Origin of the sequence: Virgibacillus dokdonensis (genome assembly GCF_900166595.1) — a bacterium.
GTDB lineage: Bacteria > Bacillota > Bacilli > Bacillales > Amphibacillaceae > Virgibacillus > Virgibacillus dokdonensis.
Map to the genome: position 1 here is coordinate 3,119,556 of NZ_LT745763.1, position 21,327 is coordinate 3,140,882.

Consider the following 21,327-nt stretch of genomic DNA (forward strand, 5'->3'; position numbering starts at 1 on the left):
AATTTCCCTTTATCACCATAAATAAAATAATGCATCTTAAAACGAGCAATCTCATATATAAAAAGGAGCTGTCAGCAAATGCATAATATGCATTTTGCGACAGCTCCTTCTTAACTGTTCTATTTCTTTATCAATAACAATGACATCGATTCTTTCAAATAACGGTTCAGAAATGTTTATAGAAGATGAATCATTACTATCAATGGCTTTCCATTGTATTTCCTCTATGTTAAATGCTTGTTTCAATTTATCACTGGAAAATGGTAGAAACGGATGTAATAACTGAGCTAAATTGACAATAATATAGACACAACTTCTTAACGTATTTTGACAATCTTTAGGAGAAGTTTTTACTTGAAGCCATGGCTTTTGCTGATCAAAATATTTATTAACACCCCTAATAAACTCAAAAATTAACTCTAGCGCTTGTTTAAAATGAGTGTGTTCAATCATTGTACCCACTTGATGATAAAGCTCATCTACCTGATGCTTCATTTCTTTATTAATCTGTCCTTCAGGCACGACTCCATGAAAGAATTTTTCAATAAATTTCACACTCCTATTCACAAAGTTACCATAAGCTCCAAGCAGCTCGCTATTATGGCTATAGACAAATTCACGCCAGGAAAAATCAGCATCTCTATGTTCAGGAGCATTGATTGTTAAGAAATATCGTATGGAATCTGGGTCATATTTCTCCAACATGTGCGGGACCCAAACCGCCCAGTTTTTGCTAGTAGATAGCTTTTTCTTCTCGATCGTTACATACTCATTAGAAACCATATAAGTTGGAAGGGCCGGCTTATTTATACCTAATAATATACCTGGCCAAATAATTGCATGAAACGGGACATTATCCTTTCCATGAACATAATAAGAGATCGCGTCCTCCCCCCAAAAAGAAGTATGATCCTTATGATTATCCTCTGCCCATTTTTTACTAGCGGTATAATAACCAGCAACTGCTTCAAACCAAACGTAAATTTTTTTGTACTCATAACCTTCAACAGGTACAGGTACACCGACTGGTAGGTCTCTTGAAATTGCTCTATCATGTAAGCCTTCCTGTAAATATCTTTCTGCTATTTTAAGTGCATTTTCTCGCCAAGTCCCCGTTTCTTTCATATCTTTGAGGTAATGCTCCAATAACTGTTGAAAAGTACTCAATTTAAAATAAAAATGCTCTGTGTTTCTTGTTACAGGTGAACTGCCACATAGTTTACATTTTTTATTCACCAGTTCTAATGATTCAAGTATCTTGGAGCAATGCTCACATTGATCTCCACGTGCTTCTTTTCCACAATGTGGACAAATACCTTCTACGAAACGATCAGGTAAAAACTGTTCACAAGTACTACAATAAGCTTGTTCCACCTCTTTGCGGTAAATGTTACCCTTTTCCATTAAGGTGGTGAATATTTCTCCAACCGTGGTATGGTGATGTTGTGCATCTGTACGTGTATAGCAATCGTAAGTGAAGCCAAGCTGATCAAAACATTGTTTAAACTCTTTATGATACGTATTGGCTATTTTTTTTGGTTCCACTCCCTCTTGTTTGGCCCGTATTGTAATAGGTGTTCCATTACAATCACTTCCAGACACATATAGCACATGATCACCCTTTGCTCTGTAATAACGCGCTAAAATATCTCCAGACAAAAGACTGGATATATGCCCTAAGTGCAATGATCCATTTGCATATGGCCAAGCCCCACCAATTAGTATATTCATCACTTTTTTCCTCTCTTCAAAAATTTATAAAAATCTTGTGTTTTCTTATAATGCCAAAAACCCCGCCCCAAGACAATAAATATTGTCAAAGGACGAGGTTATACTCGTGTTACCACCTTTATTCACTAATCATTCACATGAATAGCCTCCATTAGTACGGAACAATAGACGACATGTTCTTATACAATGACATGGATAACGAGTGTCAAATCTCGTCATACCCTTACTTAAGAGCTCAGATATGCAGCTCAGAGACCATGTTCAATCAATTATTCCTTGCTTCTTTTCAGCTACCAAAGCTTTCTGTATAAGAATTCACTTGATCTACTCTTCTCTTCATCGCTTTTCTTCTAAATAATGATAGTCATTAGTATTGCACAAGGATGTATAGAAGTCAACGATAACAAACAGAATATAATTCCCTCAACTAGCTTTTACATTAACTCATGATCTGTATTCACTTAGACTTTATTAAATAAAACAACGTCTACAGTTGAAAAAATGAAACATTCGCACTCATCACTTTAATGCATTATATCAACAACTATCCGCGATGCAAAATCAGGCGTTTCATAGAACACTTTTCTTTCTTGCAAATGAAAATCAGCAATGAACATTGTATCTTTTTTCAAATATTCAATAGATGATAATACAGGACTATTGCTTATTTCAATGGTGCCTCCTTCTTGTAATAACTCACCACAAATCTTTGCATAAGGTATTTGGATAGTTAAAGTATTTTTCCCTTCAACTATTTTAAAGTCATTCATTCTCATATTTATATCTAACACAACTCTTGTATAGTTAGAATGAATACCATACCTTATATTGTTTACATAGCGTGCCGAAACAAGTATTTCTCGGTTAGCTGTATAGCTTCCATATTTTGCTGTTATTTGTCCCTCTCCTTCTTTTTCAGCGTGAAATATCTCGTTTTCTATATACCCAATATTCCCTGAGGTAGTCCAAGTAATTAAACTAGTATCAATCTCTAGTTTTCTGCCATTTTTATCATAACCTCTTAAAGCTAATGCCACATTTTGACCTGAAATCATTTCCACATCCAAGGGCATAATCCCTAACGCCCCTGATGGCTTGTAAGGTTTTGCTTTATCTGGATATGGAGGATAAATTAAATACTTATTTCGAACATTCTTTACCCACTTATCCAAATCCACTTGCCACGAGTTAATTATTTCACTGACTGGATGATCGTTCATAATCTTAGTAGGTACTTTAGTATTTCCAATTAAATTAACATAACTCTCATTCATTTTAAATTTTTCTGGGTTTTGATCTCTCATTGCATCAAGCAAGTTTAACCCTAAAGAAACCAAGTCAACTTCTGAAATATTACTTATATGAACCTGTACCCCACCAATTAATTTTCCCTTATACTTTCCGAATCTTGAAGTAAAATAAGCTGGTCGAAACTTAACACCTACAAGATTACGTTTTTTCATTTCTTCTGCCAATGCTTCACTTTCAATCCATGGGGCACCTACTAATTCAAACGGTTTTGTAGTACCAAGCCCTGTAGACAGTGACGTATCATCCAATAGCTCCGTTCCAGTATATAAATAAGCTGTCTCTTCAGTAGGAATATTTGGGGATGTTAGAACCCAAGGTAGCTCCGTATTAGAAAAATACACGTTTCTTCTCCAACCTTTGACTTTAGCTACTTTTACATCTATTCCCAAACTGTATTCTTGGTTCCACATTAAAGCTAATTCTCCAACCGTCATCCCATGCCTTACAGGGAGTAAAAATCTCCCCATAAAACTTACTGCATCTTTTGATCGCAACGGCCCCTCCACTTTCATACCACCAATTGGATTCGGTCTATCTAAAACAATTATTTGTTTATCGTACTCTGCAGCTGCTTCCATAACAAATCCAAGAGTGTAAATATAGGTATAAACATTGGAACCTATATCCTGAATATCAAATAATAACACATCTACATCCTCAAGCATTTCTTCTTTTGGCTTCCAAGTCGGACCATATAAACTGTATACAGGTAAGCCGGTTTTTTCATCTACATAAGATTCCACATACTCTCCAGCTTCCCGGTCACCTCGAATACCGTGTTCAGGGCCATACAACGCCGTTAAATACACTTCTGGATGTGCATATAATAAATGAATGCTACTCTTTAAATCACTTGTAACTCCTGTATGATTTGTAATTAATCCTACTCGCTTCTCCTCCACCCACGATAAATGTTCATTTAAAAAAACTTCAATACCTGGTATCAATTTTCAATCCCCTTCATTCCTATTTTTAAATATATATGTGAAGAGAGTAATATTTTTAACCGCTTCATGAAACTTTTTCTTTGCCACCAATTTTTGATAAGTACAACTCACTCAATTGTTGAAACTTAGTTATCATACATCCTATTCATTAAATGGTTGATTTTTTCACTTTGTTCATTTTGATTTCGATGAAGTATTATTAATTCTTCTATTAAGCTCTTTTCTGATATTACAGACATTAAATGATCCTGAGCATGAACTAATAAGACAGGGATATTTTCAAGCTCTCCCTTTGTATCTTCTTGAATTAGTTTCGTTTGTAATTTATGCGCTTGCAATAATTCAGTATGAACAAGCTTCATTGAAGATTCAATGGCATTAAATTCAGCCTCCCGAGCATGATTTAATGCCTCATACAAGTGTTGTTTTGCATTGCTTGCATGTAAAATAATATTCATTGATGCATTCTCAACGTCCATCCGCGACTCCTCCATAATGAATCAATTCAATAGATTGTTTTTGCATATATTCTTTCATCTTGTTGTTAGTTAAGACAGCCACTTCTTTCATTCTCATCCTGTTATAACTGCTAATTTTATATAAACCAGAATCTATAAATCCTGGGTGGCACATCATTTCTGTAATCCCTGGTTTTAAACGTGTTAAAATATCTTTAAGATTATTAATTGAAACGTTTTCTTCCCCATAAAAACCTCCACAAAAATAATCTGGACTCGCTATTTTATACGCTATCTTTGTGTCAGGAAGCAATCTAACCGGCATATTATAGTTTTTTGCAGTCTCTAAAACGACATCCAGTAACAATGGAAAATGATGGTGCAGGTGATGATGACTATCTATATGCGTTACATTTCCATACCATTTATGTGCTAAATCAAGCTGAGCCTCGACCTCATTTTTTATATCCTCTCTTTTAGCAGATTGCATTAACCCTTCCTTTTTCAAAAAATATCCAGAATGACTCGTTAAACTACTTTGGGAAGCAAAGACGGGACGACCTGCATCAAAAACGAGATGCAAGCCTACTCCCAAATTAGGATGTTTTTTTGCTTCTTTTAAACTCTCTTTGGCAAATGGCATATTAACCATGACAGTTGTACTTGATACGATGCCATATTGATGAGCAAATAGAATTCCATATGTCACACCAGCCGTAATCCCAAAATCATCCGCATTTATAATAAGTTTGACTGTATTGTTACCCATAATAAGACTCCTAACTTTCTGTAGTAGCAGCCACTGACTCACTAGCTTGCTCTTCTTCTAATAGTTTTTTATCGTACAAACGGAAAAACGGATAATAAATACAGATAGCTACAATAATATTGATCATCATTAATACACCACCACGCCAATCACCTGTTGTCAATATTCCAGAAAAAGGAGGTGGTGTCGTCCATGGAACAATTACATAAGGTTTTCCTACAAATCCAAGCGACATTGAAAAATACGTGATAATACCTACTGTTAATGGTGCTAGTATGAAAGGTAAAAATAACAACGGGTTCATTACAATTGGAGCTCCAAAAACGATTGGTTCACTTATATTAAAGAAACTTGCCCAAATAGAGCCTCGTCCCAATCCTTTTAAATGCCTCGAACGAGCTCGCCAAACAAAAAGTATGGTTAATGCTAAAGCCATGCCTGAACCACCAACTGCCCACCATATCGCCATAAATGGTTGCCCAATTATATATGGAAGTTCCTCACCAGCCTGTTGTGCAGCAACATTTTGTTCTGTTAAACTATACCAAATTGGAGCCATAACACTTGCTACAACGGATATGCCATGAATTCCAAACGACCACAGTAAATGGATTAGAATTATTGCAATAATTGCTCCCCATAAACTTGATCCCATAGCTTCTAAAGGTTGCCTTAAAATAGCGGCTACTACTCCATGCAATGATAAATTGAAGAAGTTACGCAACAATAAGTCTACTCCCCATACTATAAAAATAATGATTGCTCCGGGAATAAGAGCTGTAAATGCTCGCCATACTGACGGTGGCACCCCTTCAGGCATACGAATAACAATATTTTTGTTTTCAAAAAAACGGAAAACTTCTACTGTGAAGATGGCTAAAACAATGGCAATAAATAGTCCTTCACTTCCCATTAAGTTTAACGGTATATTTCCTTCTTCAGTAAGAGGGGTAGCGACAAAAAATGTAGCCACACTTAGTACACCAGCAGATAATTCATCCATTCCATAGCTTTTCGCAAGGCTATATGCAATTGAAAATACTGCGATTAGACCTAACAAACCAAAGGTAGCATTTACTGGAATACTTAACGTTTGTGCATAGGGTTTCATAAATTCAGCCCACGATTCAATTGGTGGAGATGAAATAATCAGAAAAACGCTTCCAATAATTAATAGCGGCATTGTTGCTATAATTCCATCTCTTACTGATTTTAAATGACGTTGTTCAGCCAATTTCCCTGCAACTGGCATAAAATAACGTTCCATAGACTCATTAAAACGATTCACTATACACCCTCCTCATCATTATTCTTTAAATGAAGCGCTTGCTCTAGCACTTTTTCACCATCTGTCGCTCCATATGCTCGTATATCAATAATAGCAATTGGCACCTTTTCCTTTTCTGCTTTTTTAAATAGTTCCTTCTTTTTATAGCGAATTTGTGGACCTAAGAGCATGACATCTGAATCTTTAAGTTGTCTATCTATCTCGTCTACCGAATGTGCTTCTATTTTCACATCCAACTCTCTGCGACTGGCTGCTTTTTTCATTCTTTCTACCAAAAGGCTTGTACTCATCCCTAATGCGCAAAGCAACGTTATTTTCACTGTACGTTTCCCTCCTTAAATCTTAAACTGCGGTAAAAACTTTTTATTTATCATAAACATTTCTTTTAAAATAGCATTTGCCTTTTCAGCGGAAGGGATAAGTGGGTGTAACGTCAATGCCTGATGAGCAACACCTTTATCCCCATTAACACCAGCTTCAACAGTGAGTTCTTCATATGCTTTCACATGTTGTAAAAGTCCTCTGATTTGCGGAGAAACTTGCCCTACTTGCAATGGAGTAACCTGATGCCGTTCCACAACACAATTTACTTCTATACAAGTATTGATAGGTAAACAAGAAATTGATCCATTATTACGAACATTCAATGTATGCATTTCTTTTGTATTCAACTCAATCGATTTAATCAAATTTACAGCTGCCTCCGAATAGTACGCACCACCTCTTTGTTCTAAAACTTTTGGTTTTTTGCTTAGTTTTGGATTTTGATAAATTTTAAATAGTTCTCGCTCAATCTTCTGAACTTGATCAGCACGGGTTTCATTTCGTTTAAACTCCTCTAATTGCTGTTGTAAAATCCGATCAGACTGATAATAATATTTATGATAACCACATGGAATAGCATCTAAAGATCTTAAGAAATCAAGATCCCAGCCAAAGTCAGGAATATTTTTTGCTTCATAAATATTTGACCATCCATTAAATATATCTTTAATTCTTGACTCGCCCCTAATATATAAATCAGTCAGCCAAAGCAAATGATTTATACCTGTGAAATTGATGCTCACATCCTTCATAGAAACGTTATAAGCAGCAGCAAATTTTTTATAATAATTTATCGGGTTATTGCATAAACCAATAACTTTTACATTGCTATATTTTAAGACCGCCTCTGTTACAATTCCTGCAGGATTTGTGAAATTCAATAACCATGCTTTGGGTGCAAGTTGTTCCATATCATTGCAAATATCTAAAATAACTGGTATGGTACGTAATGCTTTCATATAGCCACCTGCTCCGGTTGTTTCCTGACCAATTACTCCGTGTTTAATAGAGGTGTATTCATCATAACGACGCATTTTAAGCTGTCCAACTCTAAGTTGGGTAATAATGTAATCTGCACCTTTTATCGCCTCTTGTCTATTGAAAGTTGCAACAATTTTAATTGAATATCCTGATGCTTGAATCATTCGCTTTGATAGCCCTTCTATAATGGACAACTTCTGTTTTCCTTCTTCTATATCTACTAACCAAAGCTCCTCTACTCGTAAAAGTTCTTGATTGTTAATAATTCCCTCTAACAATTCAGGCGTATAGGAAGAACCCCCTCCAATTACCGTTATTTTTAATCCACCCATTAAAGATCATCATCCTTTCTTTGATTAAATTAAATATTCCACTTTCATCATAGTATGTTAACGCATACATATCGAGGTTGGTTTTTACCTCTATTAAAGGTAAAAAATCACTTCGAAATAGAAAGGATTTCCCTTTTCCAATAGAAATAAAGTTATGTTATAGAAACATAAGAAAAACTACAGCGTTCGCCATAAGGCTTGGCGAACGCTGTAGTTTATAAACCTTTAAACTTTTATAATTTCCTATAGTGTAATAAAAGAGCAAAAGTTTAACTAAAATACTTTCACTCTTTTTTCTATTCTTCTATTACTTCTAATAATTCCGAATACGTCTTGCATCTTAGTAACTGAAAGACCTTTTGTTTATCATTCATTAAATGAACAAGAGATTGAAACATGAGTTGCAGATCTTCTTTCCTATTTTTATTTATATTAAGTAATATGACTAATTGAACAAACTTATCTCCCCAGTTTATTGGACGTAATAAAGTTAATATAGAGAGAAAGGTGGCATTTGTTCCTGGTTTTAGTGGATGAGGAATCGCTACCATATTGCCAAAACTAGTTGGTGCATAACTTTCTCTTTCTAGTACAGATTGTATATAATCTGTGTCTGCTTTTCCTTTCTGCACTAAATTATTTGTTAAAAATTTAATAACTGATTCTGGTATTTGAAAATCATATTGTAAAAATGTAAACTCTGGAAAAATAAATTCTTTTAAGTCTATATCCAAACAATCTAACATACGCTCAATTTTAGAAACATCTATATTACCAAGAATATTACTTATATGAATAACTGGTATTGGTAGTTTATTTTTAATTGGAATTGTACTAATAATAAAATCATAATCTTTAAGGTTAAGACGTGTTAAGTTATATAGTTCTATTGTCCCAGTAATATGAAGTTTCTTCCCAAAAATATTTATCAACTTATGTAAAAGCAATTGCGAGCTTCCCAGACCCGTAGCGCAAACAATTAAGCTACGCTTCCGTTCCATATAGGAGCGTTTTGCCTTTTCTAATGCAGCCTCTATATGAAGAGCAACATAGCCGACTTCACTTTCATTAAACTGAACACTAAATCGTTCATTTATTACACTAACCCCTGTTAATGCCGCTTCGAATGAAAGAGGGTATTCCATTTTTATTTCCTCCAACATTGGATTACGTATATTCATTTGATAGCGAAAACGACTAATAGCAGGTTTAAGATGTAAGCATAAATTTCTTAACAGTTCTTCATCATCTGTTAACTTTAAATCGTACTCATTATCAATGACCTGTATAACCTCCTTTGCTAGACAATAAATTTCCTTATCAACTATACTTTGAAAATCTAAATGATTAGCAGTGGAAGTCAGCTTTGTTCCTTTTAAATGAATGGCTAAATAAGCAACTTCTGTTTTGGGAAATTTAATTCCTAATCCGCTTTCGATTTGCTCTACTATCTTTTGTGCTACTTCATATTCTCTTTCATAAAATAAAGAATATATTTCTTCTTTTACAAATTCAACAGACTTGTGTTCTAACAAACGCTTATATGCAATGGATAAGTGAATGATCAAATTGTGTAAACTAATATCGGAAATAGCGATATGATGTTTTCTTATATTTTCGAGAATGGAATTCCTTATGATATTCAATTCTTCTAACGACAAAATATTCCCCATTTGCTCTTTTAGAAGTAATGGATGTTGATTAAAAATGTATTCAGACAAACAAAAACGGATGAACGTTTCATCGCCAACTATTTTCATTCCAAAGTTAGGTTTATGTTCAATAAACAACCCATAAAATTGTAGTAATTCTCGAACCGTTTTTAAATCACCTTGTAAAGTAGATCTACTAATGAATAACTCTGCAAGTAACTCCTCTATTTTTATATAATCGGTACAAAACAATAGTTTTTCTAATAGATAATTTACTCTGGCACTTGAATCTACGGGGACCACCGTGCGAAATTCGTTTACACATTTTGATAACAATTTAGTTATTTTTTCTTTATTCTTGCCTTTTAAAATATATCCTTTTCCGCGTAAGGATTTAATATACATATTGTAGTCTCTAAGAATCGTATTCAATTGTTTTATTTCCATTCTTACTGTCTTCGGACTTACATTAACCTCCGTAGCCAGTTGAGCACTCGTCACCACCATACCTTCTTCGTTATCAAGCAATTTTAAAATTGCAAACTGGCGAGATCTCATAAGCTCACCTCAGTTATATAATACAGACTTTAAATTATATAAATAAACAATTGTTTTTTTCTATATTTAACATCAGCAAATTAACCCTATAGCATCATTGGGATTTCTCCCAAAAATTCACAGAGTCATTTTAATACTAAGAAACTATATCAATCCATTAATTATTTTTTCAACTCCTCCCCTGCTATTTTCTTTTATTATATACAATTATTTATTGTTTGTAAAACTTTATACCAATTTTTAATTGCCTTAATCTCCACAGTCTTTTGGTTTACAAAATAAAATATTCATCTGATATAAGGATATACAAAAAGCGCATCAAGTAATGCGCAACCGTTTTTGGGTGATCTTTAAAACGTAGTTAGAGTTTTTATCTTCTAATTAATAATTGAAGCCAGTATTTATCTATTTAAAAACCGTTTAATTTTTATCTTTCCCCCATATTTCCAAACACTTCTTTTTTACTTTTTCTGCTTCAGATTCTGTTTTGCATAGTAATAAACAATTGTCATCACCACTAATGACACCTGCTAGCTGCTTCCATTCTAACGATTCCATCATATATCCAATGGCTTTCGCATTGCCTGGATCTGTTCTAATAATGACAAAGATTCCCGACACTTCGATGGATTGAATCGCTTCCGAAAAAAACTGTTGTAATTTTTGAATGGTTGATGATTTTTCTTTTACACTGCTGGGTAAATGATAACTCTCCACACCATTTGGTGAATACTCTTTCCTCACTTGTATTTCTTGCATATCTCTTGAAATGGTTGCTGGTGTAACATCATACCCCTGATTCTTTAATAATTCACGTAATTCTTTTTGCGTACGCACTTCGTTGGTTCGTATAAGTGCACAAATTTTTTCTTGGCGTTCTTTTTTATTCATCAAACAACCTCCCATTTACAAGGGATTATTATAGATACTGTGCTCCCGCTTCAAATTTTTGAATCATCGTGAAGCGAGAGCCTAGATAATAAGCCAACAATACCGCAACTATTCATTTTGGATAACTGTTCCAGCATTTTCTCCTACAGCTTCAGCAGCTTTACTTAGCGAAGTAATAATACATTTTCTACCAGGTTTCGATTCAACAAATGTAATGGCAGCTTCTATTTTTGGCAACATACTACCTGCAGCGAATTGACCTTCTTCCGCATATCTTCGTAATTCTGTTGTGGTAACTTGTTCGAGCACTTTTTGCTCTGGTTTTTGATAATTTACATATACATGTTCTACTTCAGTTAAAATTACTAACTTATCTGCTTGAATGAGCTCTCCTAATTTCTCGGAAGCAAAATCTTTATCTATCACAGCTTCTACACCGATAATCTGCTCATTCTTTGAATAAACTGGAATACCACCGCCACCAGTACTAATCACAATCGTTTCCTTATCCATTAGAGCTTTAATGACTTCATGTTCTAAAATTCTCAAAGGCTGAGGCGAAGGAACTACTCTTCTCCATCCTCTTCCAGCGTCTTCCTTAAATGTAATATCATTCTTTTCCATTTGTTTTTTTGCTTCGTTTTCCGAATAGAACGGACCAATTGGTTTGGTCGGTTGTTGAAAAGCTTTATCATCTGGATCAACCTCTACTCTAGTTACAACCGTAGCTACTTGGTTGTTGAGCCCAGCTTCATGCAACTGACCATAAAGTGCATTCTCCAACCAATAACCAATCATTCCTTGACTCATTGCCCCACACGTATCCAAAGGCATCGCAGGCGTCTGTTCACTATGAGATTGAATTTGTTGTAATAAAATATTTCCTACTTGAGGACCATTACCGTGTGTAATAGCTACTTGGTAGCCTTGTTTAATAATTTCTATTAACTGTTTTGCCGTATGGTTTAACGCTTGTTGCTGTGCTTCAGCCGTTGCACTACCAGACTGAATCGCATTACCGCCTAGTGCAATCACAATACGTTCATTCGCCATTTCATCCTTCCTTTCTGTTAGATGGTTATCCTGCCAGTAACTAAGCCACCTATTGCAATTACTGCTAAGACAACAAATGCAATCATTAGCGATTTTTCTACCTTCGTGTCTTGCTTTTGAATGCCATTTTCTTTTAACGCCCGTTTATAAAGAATAATCCCTGGAGCATATAACAACATGGTTAAAAGCAAGTAGCTTATTCCAGCAGCATATACGAGCCACAAAGCATAAATGCTCGCAATAAAACCAATCACTTTCTCTTTGATACGTTTTTCTCCTACTTCATATCCTTCACCTGTCATGGTCAATTTTACTTGGTAAAAAGCCGATAACATATAGGGAATAAGGATAGCTGAAGTTGCCAAAGAGAACATAAAATTATATGCTGCTTCAGAAAATAAAAGCGTTATCAGAAATAGTTGGATAAGCCCATTGGTTAACCATAACGAATTGACGGGGGCGTGATTTTTATTCTCTTTTGCTAGCCATTTAGGAAACACTTTGTCTTTTGCCGTGACATAAGGTAACTCCGCTGCGAACAACGTCCAACCAAGCCAAGCTCCCATAACCGAGATGATTAGACCAAGGTTAATAACAATAGCTCCCCATTTCCCAACAATTTCTTCTAACACATAAGCCATTGCAGGATTTGGTAAATTAGCTAATTCTTCTCTTGACATAATCCCTAACGATAACAAAGAGATTAAAATGTAAATTAAAAGCACACTAATTAACCCAATTACTGTGGCTTTCCCAACATCAGAGCGATTTCTTGCTCTACCTGACATTACAACAGCACCTTCAACACCGATAAATACCCATAAAGTAACTAACATCATGCTTCTAACTTGTTCACCAACAGAGGCCCAACTAAAACCTTCACTGCCCCAGAACTCAAATGAAAATGTATCCCATTTAAACGCAATGATCGCTATAATAATAAACAAAAATATAGGAATCACTTTGGCAATCGTTGCTACTGTATTAATAAGCGCAGCTGAACTGACACCACGTAAAACAAGAAAATGCACGGACCATAAAACGACGGAAGCACCGATAATACTAGCGACATTTTGACCGCCTTCGAACATGGGGATAAAGTAACCAATTGATGAAAAAACTAATGTAGCATAAGCTACATTCCCTAAAAACGCCGATAGCCAATAACCCCATGCACTATTAAATCCTAAAAATGTTCCAAACCCAGCTTTTGCATAGCTATAAATACCGCTATCTAATTCTGGTTTCCTTTGAGTTAAATTTTGAAAGACAAAGGCAAGGGCTACGATACCAATGCCTGTAATAATCCAGCCAATAATGGCTGCACCGGAATTAGATCCAAGTGCTATATCTCCAGCTAAGTTGAATGCTCCTCCTCCAACCATGGAACCGACAACTAGCGCAATAAGCGCCACTAGCCCTAGCTTTTTTTCATCTTCACTCATTTTGTACACCTCCCTTTATAAATAGGGGTTGATTAGCTAGTTTCATTTCCATTCGTTGCAGCCATTACGGCTTTAATCGTATGCAGCCTGTTCTCTGCTTCATCAAAGACAAATGAATTCTTACTTTGAAATACTTCATCCGTTACTTCCATTTCCTTTAAACCAAACTTTTCGTGTATATCTCGTCCTACTTCTGTCTCTAAATCGTGAAAGCTCGGTAAACAATGGAGGAACATGACATTGTCTTGATTACCTGTTTTCTCAAGCATTGCTTTATTTACTTGATATGGATAAAGTAAATCAATTCGCTCTTTAAACTTATCTTCTTCTCCCATAGATACCCACACGTCAGTATAAATCACTTCAGCTCCAGAAACGGCTTCATCAATATCGGAAGTAATCGTAATGTTTGCTCCAGAATCTTTTGCCACTTCTTCCGCATAACGAACTACATCCTCATCCGGAAATAATACCTCTGGTGAGCAAATGCGAACATCCATACCAACCTTCGCACAGCCGATTAATAAGCTGTTTCCCATATTGTTTCTACCATCACCAACATAGACGAACTTAACACCTTTCAAATGTCCAATATGTTCTTTTATCGTTAATAAGTCGGCAAGAATTTGTGTAGGGTGGAATTCATTTGTTAACCCATTCCAAACAGGAACGCCAGAATTTTCCGCTAAACCATTTACCGTTTCCTGATCGAATCCACGGAATTGAATGCCGTCAAACATTCTTCCTAATACAATGGCTGTATCACGAACAGATTCTTTCTTCCCAAATTGAATATCATTTTTTCCAAGATATTCTGGATGTGCTCCTAAATCAATGCATGCTACTGTAAAGGCGCAGCGTGTTCTGGTAGAAGGTTTTTCAAATAATAGGGCAATATTTTGCCCTTTCATATAATGGTGTGGCGTGCCAGATTTTTTCTTTGCTTTTAAATCAGCTGCTAAATCAAGCAAATAATGAATCTCATCCGCTGTAAAATCTTTTAATGTCAAAAAATGTTTACCAGTTAATTGTTTCGTTAACTTTGTCGCCATTTTCATCCTCCTAAAATTATTAATTTATAGTTAAAAATGGTAATTACCTTTTGTTATTTTTTTCACTATGCAAGTAGTTTCTCGATTGCATGCTTTTTAGCTTTATAAATCTTCTCTTGATAACGGCATACTCATACAACGCGGACCACCACGACCTCTCGACAATTCAGAGCTAGTGACTTCAATAACTTCAATGCCATGTTCACGTAGCAATTTGTTAGACACGTAGTTACGGTCATATGTGACAACGACACCAGGTGCAATTGCCAATGTGTTTGAACCGTCATTCCATTGCTCTCTCGGCGCAGCAATAACGTCTCCTCCTCCACATGGGATTAACGCAACATCTTTTAGACCCAGTACTTCTTTTAGTGTTTCCAACAAATTCGTTTTATGCGTTATTTTTACGGTGTCTTCTTCTTTCCCTTGTTCCAAAATATAAATATCCATTTGTCCATCTTTATTTTGAATCTCGGGGTGGATGGTAAATTTATCGAAATCAACCATTGTAAATACGGTATCTAAGTGCATAAATGCTCTTGACTTCGGAATTTCTACAGCAACAACGCGCTTTATTTCCTTTTGGCGTTTAAAAATATTTATAGCCAATTGCTCAATGGATTTTGCTGCCGTTCTTGCACTTATACCAATGGCGATCGTATCTTTGCTTAAAACAAGCTCATCGCCACCTTCTATGGGGCACGGATAATCGCGATCCAACCAAATAGGGATATCAAACTCAGCATACCTAGGATGATGATGAATGATATAACTCATAAATAGCGATTCTCGCCTTCTTGCAACTTCTCTCATGGTATTAATCGTTAACCCATTACCTATCGTTGCCGCTGGATCTCTCGTAAAATAAAGATTCGGCATTGGATCTAAATAAAATGGGTAATGATTATCTAACAATTCATATAGATGGTTCCTTTTCTCCACTGGAATTTCTGATTTTCTCACACCAGCCATAATTTTCTTTACCATCTCTTCGGTGTCAAACGACAATAAATAATCAGCTATTTTTTGCGCACTACCACCATGGACATTCGATTCCAATAATATTTGCTTCACAAATTGCTGTCTTAACTCTTCTGTATGAAGCGCTTCTGTCATTAAATTGGTTAAATAAAGTACTTCAATACCTCTATTTCGTAACGTTTGAGCAAAATAATCATGCTCTTTTTGAATCATTGGTAAATGAGGAATATCATCAAATAACAAATGCTCTAAATAATCAGGGGTTAAATTTTCAACTTCTTTACCAGGTCGATGCAACAAAACCGTTTGTAGTGCACCAATTTCAGACGTAACATGTAATGGTTGCTTCACTTCCATACCTCCTCATATTGTAAAAAGTGGATGAAGACCTAAATGAAATAATGATTGGTCGCCACCTTTCCAAAGCTTTTCATGGACTTGATCTTAACTCGCAAATCACTAAATGATCCATGAATGTTAACTTATTTTAGATTGGGCAGAGATTGCATCTGCTTTTCTTGTAGATAGTTTAAACAAATACGAAATAGCTATACATGTTAGGTTAAATATTTTTAGTTCAAGAAATTAAAATGGCATTTTTCGCTTGAGGTGAACTACTTTTAAACCGGCATGAGCGAATTCCGTGTTATGGCGAGCGTTTTTTGGACGAGTAGGAGCGAGTTTGTGGGGGAGAGCGATTTTCGGAGAGCAGGAGATAGTTCTACGCAAGGACGGGCGAATTTCAACAGACGCGAACGATCCAATCGCCAGCTCATGGCAGTATACATATTTTCACAATACAAATAGCCGAACAATTATCTTATGATTGTTCGGCTTCTATTTATATAACGTTTTACATTTTTTCTGGTGCATGTACACCAACCATACGAAGCGCATTACCAAGCGTTATTTTAACTGCTTCTAGCAACGCTAGCCTTGCTTTCGTTACTTCTAACTGACTTTCATCTAACACTTTCTCTGCATTATAGAAACTGTGCAATTGAGATGCTACATCAAATGCGTACTGGGTTATTTTATGCGGAATTCGTTTCTCCGCAGCATCCAACACCAGTTGCGGAAATGTAGCTAATAGCTTTAACAAGTTTATTTCACTCGTTTGTTTTAATAAAGAACTGTCATACTTTTCATAAGCATAACCATTTGTTTCTGCCTTATCTAATAACGTACAAATTCGTGCATGCGCATATTGTACATAATAAACCGGGTTGTCATTCGATTGGGAACGAGCAAGATTTATATCAAAATCCAAATGCGTATCACAGGAGCGCGTATTCATCATGTAACGCATGGCATCAACGCCTACTTCTTCCATCAGTTGCCTTAGTGTTAGCGCCTTTCCAGACCGCTTACTCATTTTCACTCGCTCGCCGTCTTCAAATAAATTCACCATTTGAATAATCTCCGTCTCTAACTTCCCTTTTGGATACCCTAATGCTTGGATTGCCGCTTCCATTCGCGGAACATAACCATGATGATCCGCTCCCCATACGTTAATTAACTGATCAAAGCCACGCTCCAATTTATCGTTATGATAAGCAATATCAGACGCTAAATACGTGTAGCTTCCATCTGATTTAATAACGACGCGATCTTTATCGTCCCCATATTTTGTCGTCCGAAACCATGTAGCACCATCCTGTTCATAAATGTCACCAGATGTGCGCATTTTATCGAGCGCTTGATCTACTTTCCCCTTTTCATATAAAGACATTTCCGAAAACCATTGATCAAATGGCACCCGAAATTGGTTTAAATCATGCTCGATCTTTTTCAATTCAAAGTCTAATCCGTAGCGCCGAAAATAAGCTAAACGCTCTTCTTTCGGTTTGTGCAACCATACATCGCCTTCATCTGCGGCTAATTTTTTCCCAATATCGATAATGTCTTGTCCGTAATAGCCATCCGCTGGCATTTCCGCTTCTCGTCCTAGCGCTTGCATATACCGCGCTTCCACTGATAAAGCAAGGTTATGCATTTGATTACCAGCATCATTGATATAATATTCTCGCTCGACGTGATAACCAGCAGCTTCCAATACGTTACCAAGCGCATCCCCATAACTCGCACCACGAGCATGACCTAAATGAAGATCCCCTGTAGGATTGGCAGAAACAAACTCAATTTGAATACGATAATCTTTCGTATCATGTTTGCCATAATCCGCTTGTTCTTCCAAAATATACGGTACTAACGGTGTTAAATAATCATAGTCCATAAAAATATTAATAAAACCAGGTCCAGCAATGTCCACCTTGCGTATATATGTACCTGCTACATCGATGTGGTCGACAATAGCTTGGGCGATTTGCCTTGGCGATTGCTTTGCCATTTTTGTCAGTTGCATAGCAATATTCGTTGCGTAATCACCGTGCTGTTCATTGTTTGGCTTTTCTAAGACAATTTGCGGTATATTGACTTTCTGATCTACTAGTTTAGCTCGTACCAAAGCTTCTAATATGGAAGTCTTCACCTTTGTTTCAATCTCTTGCACCATATTCATTCGTGTTGTCCTCCTTTTTAATTTCAATTCCCTCTATAAACTATATTAATACCTTCAATCTCATTAACAAGAAGCAAAAAATGGAATTACTTCCTATTTCATAGCTATCTTTCCCTGTTTTCATTCTAGACATACTGATTTGGAACAAAGGCGCAAGCGCCCGTTTAGCAACGTAGCGAGTGGAGCGAATCAACTGAGATAAAGGAATCACGGTGAGGCACGAACCGATGATGACTTATCGTAAGGCGATTCGTGAAGTCGCCTAGTTGCTGGGCGATGGATCCGGACGGGGCTCACTTGGTTATTTGGTTACGCCGTAGCATCAAATTTTATACTTCCTATATTTGAAAAAAGTATGACATTTTTCGTACACTTTACGAACATTGCCATGATATTTATTATGCATCTATACAAATTGTACCCATAATCCTTTATGATAAATCATAACCCTTATGATAATGTAAAGACATAATATAATGGAGGTTATTTCCCATGTTAACAGAGCAACTTGCTTCAGAAATTGTAAAACGAACAATGTCTATATTGGAGTTAAATGTCAATGTAATGGATAGGACAGGAACGATCCTTGCTTCAGGTGATCCAAATCGCGTTGGACAACTTCACCATGGAGCATGTAAAGCGATTGAACAAAAACAAACCATTGACATTCATTCGGTAGAAGAAAGTTGGCGAGGTAAAGCAAAACCTGGTATTAATTTACCAATTCGATTTCATGATGATATCGTTGGAGTTATTGGTATTACCGGTGAACCAGAAAAAATTAGAGGCTTTTCTAAATTAGTGCAAATGGGAGCAGAACTAACGTTAGAGCAAGCTTTTTTGACTCGAGAGATAGACCGAAATGCTAGAATGCGTGATGATGTTATCTCTCACTTATTATTAGGTTCCGATAAAGAACAAGCATACATACTAGATAGAGCGCGCTCGCTTAAAATCAATACAGAAGAAACATTTGCCGCTATTCTTCTTTCTATACCTTATCATACAGCCACCACCCAACCTGTAAATCAAATTGAAGCTTGGGCAAATACGTTGGTTACAGAAGAAGATGAAATCGTTCGTTTTTACACGAACCAATTTGTTATTTTAAAAAAACAACAGAAGCCGTATCTACATACAAATGATACCTTAAACAAATGGTTAACAAACAAATTACCCTCTGCACCTATTTCGGATTTAACGGTTGCCTTAGGTCCATTTGCAAGTGGATTTATTGGCTGGAGACATTCCTTTGAAACGGCACAAATTGTTAAAGATACAGCAGAAGCTTTATATCCAGAAGGCGGCGTTTGGGACCAACAAACACTAGGGCTATCTATCTTATGTTATCGTTTTTTACAGGCCGCAAATGAAGAAGCACAAGCGATTAGCTCTATTTATAAAAAAATACTTCATGCAAATGACGGTAAAACACTAGATGAAACATTTACAACCTACGTTAAAGCGAATGGAGAAATGACAAAAACAGCAAATATCCTCTTTATTCATCGTAATACATTAGCATACCGGTTGGACAAAATTCATGAAATAACTGAAAAAAACCCAAGACATCTACAGGATCTTATCGAGCTAAAAGTGGGAGAAATACTTTATAAGTTAGCAACATAATGCATATGCACAAAACAACACAATGAAAGCACTTACTTTTCATGCGTTTGCACAATGATTCATGACCTACTTCCCCTCTACAATAGACCTATAACATAAAACGTCGAAGGAGGAAACCCTAATGGATATTGAAGTAAGTGCATGGGGCGCAATTATCGGTTTATTCTTAGCTATTTTTATGATTTTAAAGAAAATCCCACCTGCTTACAGTTTAATTACTGGCGCCGTTGTAGGTGGACTTGTCGGTGGTGCGAGCCTAGTAGACACCGTGCAATTAATGGTTGGGGGCGCGCAAAATATCATGCCCGCTGTACTAAGAATTTTAGCTGCTGGTGTATTAGCAGGCGTACTAATTGAATCAGGTGCGGCCTCAAAACTAGCACAATCAATTGTTTACAAATTCGGGCATACGAGAGCATTGCTTGCATTAGCTATCGCCACTATGTTGTTAACGGCAGTAGGTGTATTTGTTGATGTTGCCGTTATTACGGTAGCACCAATTGCTTTAGTCATAGCTTCAGAAGCAAAACTATCAAGATTTGCCATCCTTATTGCCATGGTAGGTGGAGGTAAGGCGGGGAACATCATGTCACCGAACCCGAACACGATTGCTGTATCGGAGGCTTTTGACGTGTCATTAACATCGGTTATGGCAGCAGGAATGATTCCAGCACTTTTTGGGCTTATGGTAACTTATATGATCGCAAAACGTGTTTCTGCAAAAGGTACGGCTATTCAAGCAAGTGAAATTGAACAATCAAATATGGAATCGCTACCTTCTTTGTTCACAGCAGCCTTAGCGCCTATTGTAGCCATCCTGTTACTTGTGATGCGTCCATTATTTCATATAAATATTGATCCAATGATCGCATTACCTGTTGGTGGATTAGTCGGCGTTATAGCAATGGGGAAATGGCAGAACACAAATGCTTATATTAAAAGTGGATTAGCAAAAATGGCACCGGTTGCAATTTTACTCATTGGAACAGGAACAGTAGCCGGAATTATTACAAATTCGAAATTAGATACAGTCCTGATTCATGTATTAGAAGGATTTGGTTTACCTGCTTTTGCGCTAGCGCCAATATCAGGAATGTTTATGTCAGCAGCAACAGCATCCACTACGGCAGGATCTGTCGTAGCAAGCAGTGTGTTTAGCGGAGCTATTTTAGAATCCGGAGTTGCTGGTTTAGCCGGAGCTGCTATGATTCATGCAGGTGCTACCGTACTTGATCATATGCCACACGGTAGTTTCTTTCATGCCACAGCAGGCAGTGTTGGCATGCAAGTGCAAGAACGTTTGAAATTAATTCCTTATGAATCGTTCGTAGGTATCACAATGGCCATCGTCTCTACCCTTATCTACGGTGTATTTGAATGGTTTTTATAAGTCTTAACATAGAA

Annotated in this window: 16 protein-coding genes and 1 other annotated feature; of the genes, 2 read left to right on the forward strand and 14 right to left on the reverse strand. The window is 36.4% G+C overall.

Annotated elements, in window-relative coordinates; genetic code table 11:
• Positions 1 to 51 precede the first annotated feature (51 nt).
• The 14 genes from metG to argS all read right to left on the reverse strand — a co-directional run bounded on the left by metG (position 52) and on the right by argS (position 18,294).
• Positions 52 to 1,731: a methionine--tRNA ligase gene (gene metG / locus B2C77_RS16180; RefSeq protein ID WP_077705986.1), complete on the reverse strand. Its 1,680-nt coding sequence runs from the start codon at positions 1,729 to 1,731 to the stop codon at positions 52 to 54.
• Between the two features lie 85 nt (positions 1,732 to 1,816).
• Positions 1,817 to 2,080 (reverse strand) — a binding site (T-box leader).
• A 175-nt stretch (positions 2,081 to 2,255) separates the two neighbouring features.
• A complete protein-coding gene (locus B2C77_RS16185) occupies positions 2,256 to 3,989 on the reverse strand; it encodes an exo-beta-N-acetylmuramidase NamZ family protein (RefSeq protein WP_141130748.1) in 1,734 nt (577 codons plus the stop codon).
• A gap of 125 nt (positions 3,990 to 4,114) precedes the next feature.
• A complete protein-coding gene (locus B2C77_RS16190) occupies positions 4,115 to 4,468 on the reverse strand; it encodes a PTS lactose/cellobiose transporter subunit IIA (RefSeq protein ID WP_073008852.1) in 354 nt (117 codons plus the stop codon).
• Complete coding sequence (locus tag B2C77_RS16195; RefSeq protein WP_077705987.1) at positions 4,458 to 5,216, reverse strand: ChbG/HpnK family deacetylase; 759 nt, start codon at positions 5,214 to 5,216, stop codon at positions 4,458 to 4,460. The genes B2C77_RS16190 and B2C77_RS16195 overlap by 11 nt, the downstream gene beginning before the upstream one ends.
• Positions 5,217 to 5,226: 10 nt before the next feature.
• The gene (gene celB, locus B2C77_RS16200; RefSeq protein ID WP_254843990.1) at positions 5,227 to 6,504 is read right to left on the reverse strand and encodes a PTS cellobiose transporter subunit IIC; all 1,278 of its coding nucleotides are present in this window, start codon (positions 6,502 to 6,504) and stop codon (positions 5,227 to 5,229) included.
• Positions 6,504 to 6,824: a PTS sugar transporter subunit IIB gene (locus tag B2C77_RS16205; RefSeq protein WP_077705988.1), complete on the reverse strand. Its 321-nt coding sequence runs from the start codon at positions 6,822 to 6,824 to the stop codon at positions 6,504 to 6,506. The genes celB and B2C77_RS16205 overlap by 1 nt, the downstream gene beginning before the upstream one ends.
• A gap of 15 nt (positions 6,825 to 6,839) precedes the next feature.
• On the reverse strand, positions 6,840 to 8,141 hold the full coding sequence (locus B2C77_RS16210; protein WP_077705989.1) for a 6-phospho-beta-glucosidase: 1,302 nt from the start codon (positions 8,139 to 8,141) through the stop codon (positions 6,840 to 6,842).
• Between the two features lie 296 nt (positions 8,142 to 8,437).
• Positions 8,438 to 10,351, reverse strand: a complete 1,914-nt coding sequence (locus B2C77_RS16215; RefSeq protein ID WP_077705990.1) for a BglG family transcription antiterminator — start codon at positions 10,349 to 10,351, stop codon at positions 8,438 to 8,440.
• Between the two features lie 420 nt (positions 10,352 to 10,771).
• Entirely contained in the window at positions 10,772 to 11,242 is a 471-nt protein-coding gene (locus B2C77_RS16220) for an arginine repressor (protein ID WP_164085282.1), read from the reverse strand.
• A gap of 108 nt (positions 11,243 to 11,350) precedes the next feature.
• The gene (gene arcC / locus B2C77_RS16225) at positions 11,351 to 12,295 is read right to left on the reverse strand and encodes a carbamate kinase (protein WP_077705992.1); all 945 of its coding nucleotides are present in this window, start codon (positions 12,293 to 12,295) and stop codon (positions 11,351 to 11,353) included.
• Positions 12,296 to 12,312: 17 nt separating this feature from the next.
• A complete protein-coding gene (gene arcD, locus B2C77_RS16230) occupies positions 12,313 to 13,740 on the reverse strand; it encodes an arginine-ornithine antiporter (RefSeq protein WP_073008873.1) in 1,428 nt (475 codons plus the stop codon).
• Between the two features lie 32 nt (positions 13,741 to 13,772).
• Positions 13,773 to 14,792 (reverse strand): ornithine carbamoyltransferase, encoded by a 1,020-nt coding sequence (gene argF, locus B2C77_RS16235; RefSeq protein ID WP_077705993.1) that lies wholly within the window; start codon positions 14,790 to 14,792, stop codon positions 13,773 to 13,775.
• Positions 14,793 to 14,894: 102 nt separating this feature from the next.
• Positions 14,895 to 16,124 carry an arginine deiminase gene (gene arcA, locus B2C77_RS16240; RefSeq protein ID WP_077705994.1) on the reverse strand — a complete coding sequence of 410 codons (1,230 nt, stop codon included), beginning with the start codon at positions 16,122 to 16,124 and terminating at the stop codon, positions 14,895 to 14,897.
• 502 nt (positions 16,125 to 16,626) lie between these two features.
• Entirely contained in the window at positions 16,627 to 18,294 is a 1,668-nt protein-coding gene (gene argS, locus B2C77_RS16245) for an arginine--tRNA ligase (RefSeq protein WP_077705995.1), read from the reverse strand.
• A gap of 492 nt (positions 18,295 to 18,786) precedes the next feature.
• Between argS and B2C77_RS16250 the strand changes: the two genes are divergently transcribed.
• Positions 18,787 to 19,923: a CdaR family transcriptional regulator gene (locus B2C77_RS16250; protein WP_077705996.1), complete on the forward strand. Its 1,137-nt coding sequence runs from the start codon at positions 18,787 to 18,789 to the stop codon at positions 19,921 to 19,923.
• A gap of 121 nt (positions 19,924 to 20,044) precedes the next feature.
• On the forward strand, positions 20,045 to 21,313 hold the full coding sequence (locus tag B2C77_RS16255) for a GntP family permease (RefSeq protein ID WP_077705997.1): 1,269 nt from the start codon (positions 20,045 to 20,047) through the stop codon (positions 21,311 to 21,313).
• The last annotated feature ends 14 nt before the right edge of the window (positions 21,314 to 21,327 follow it).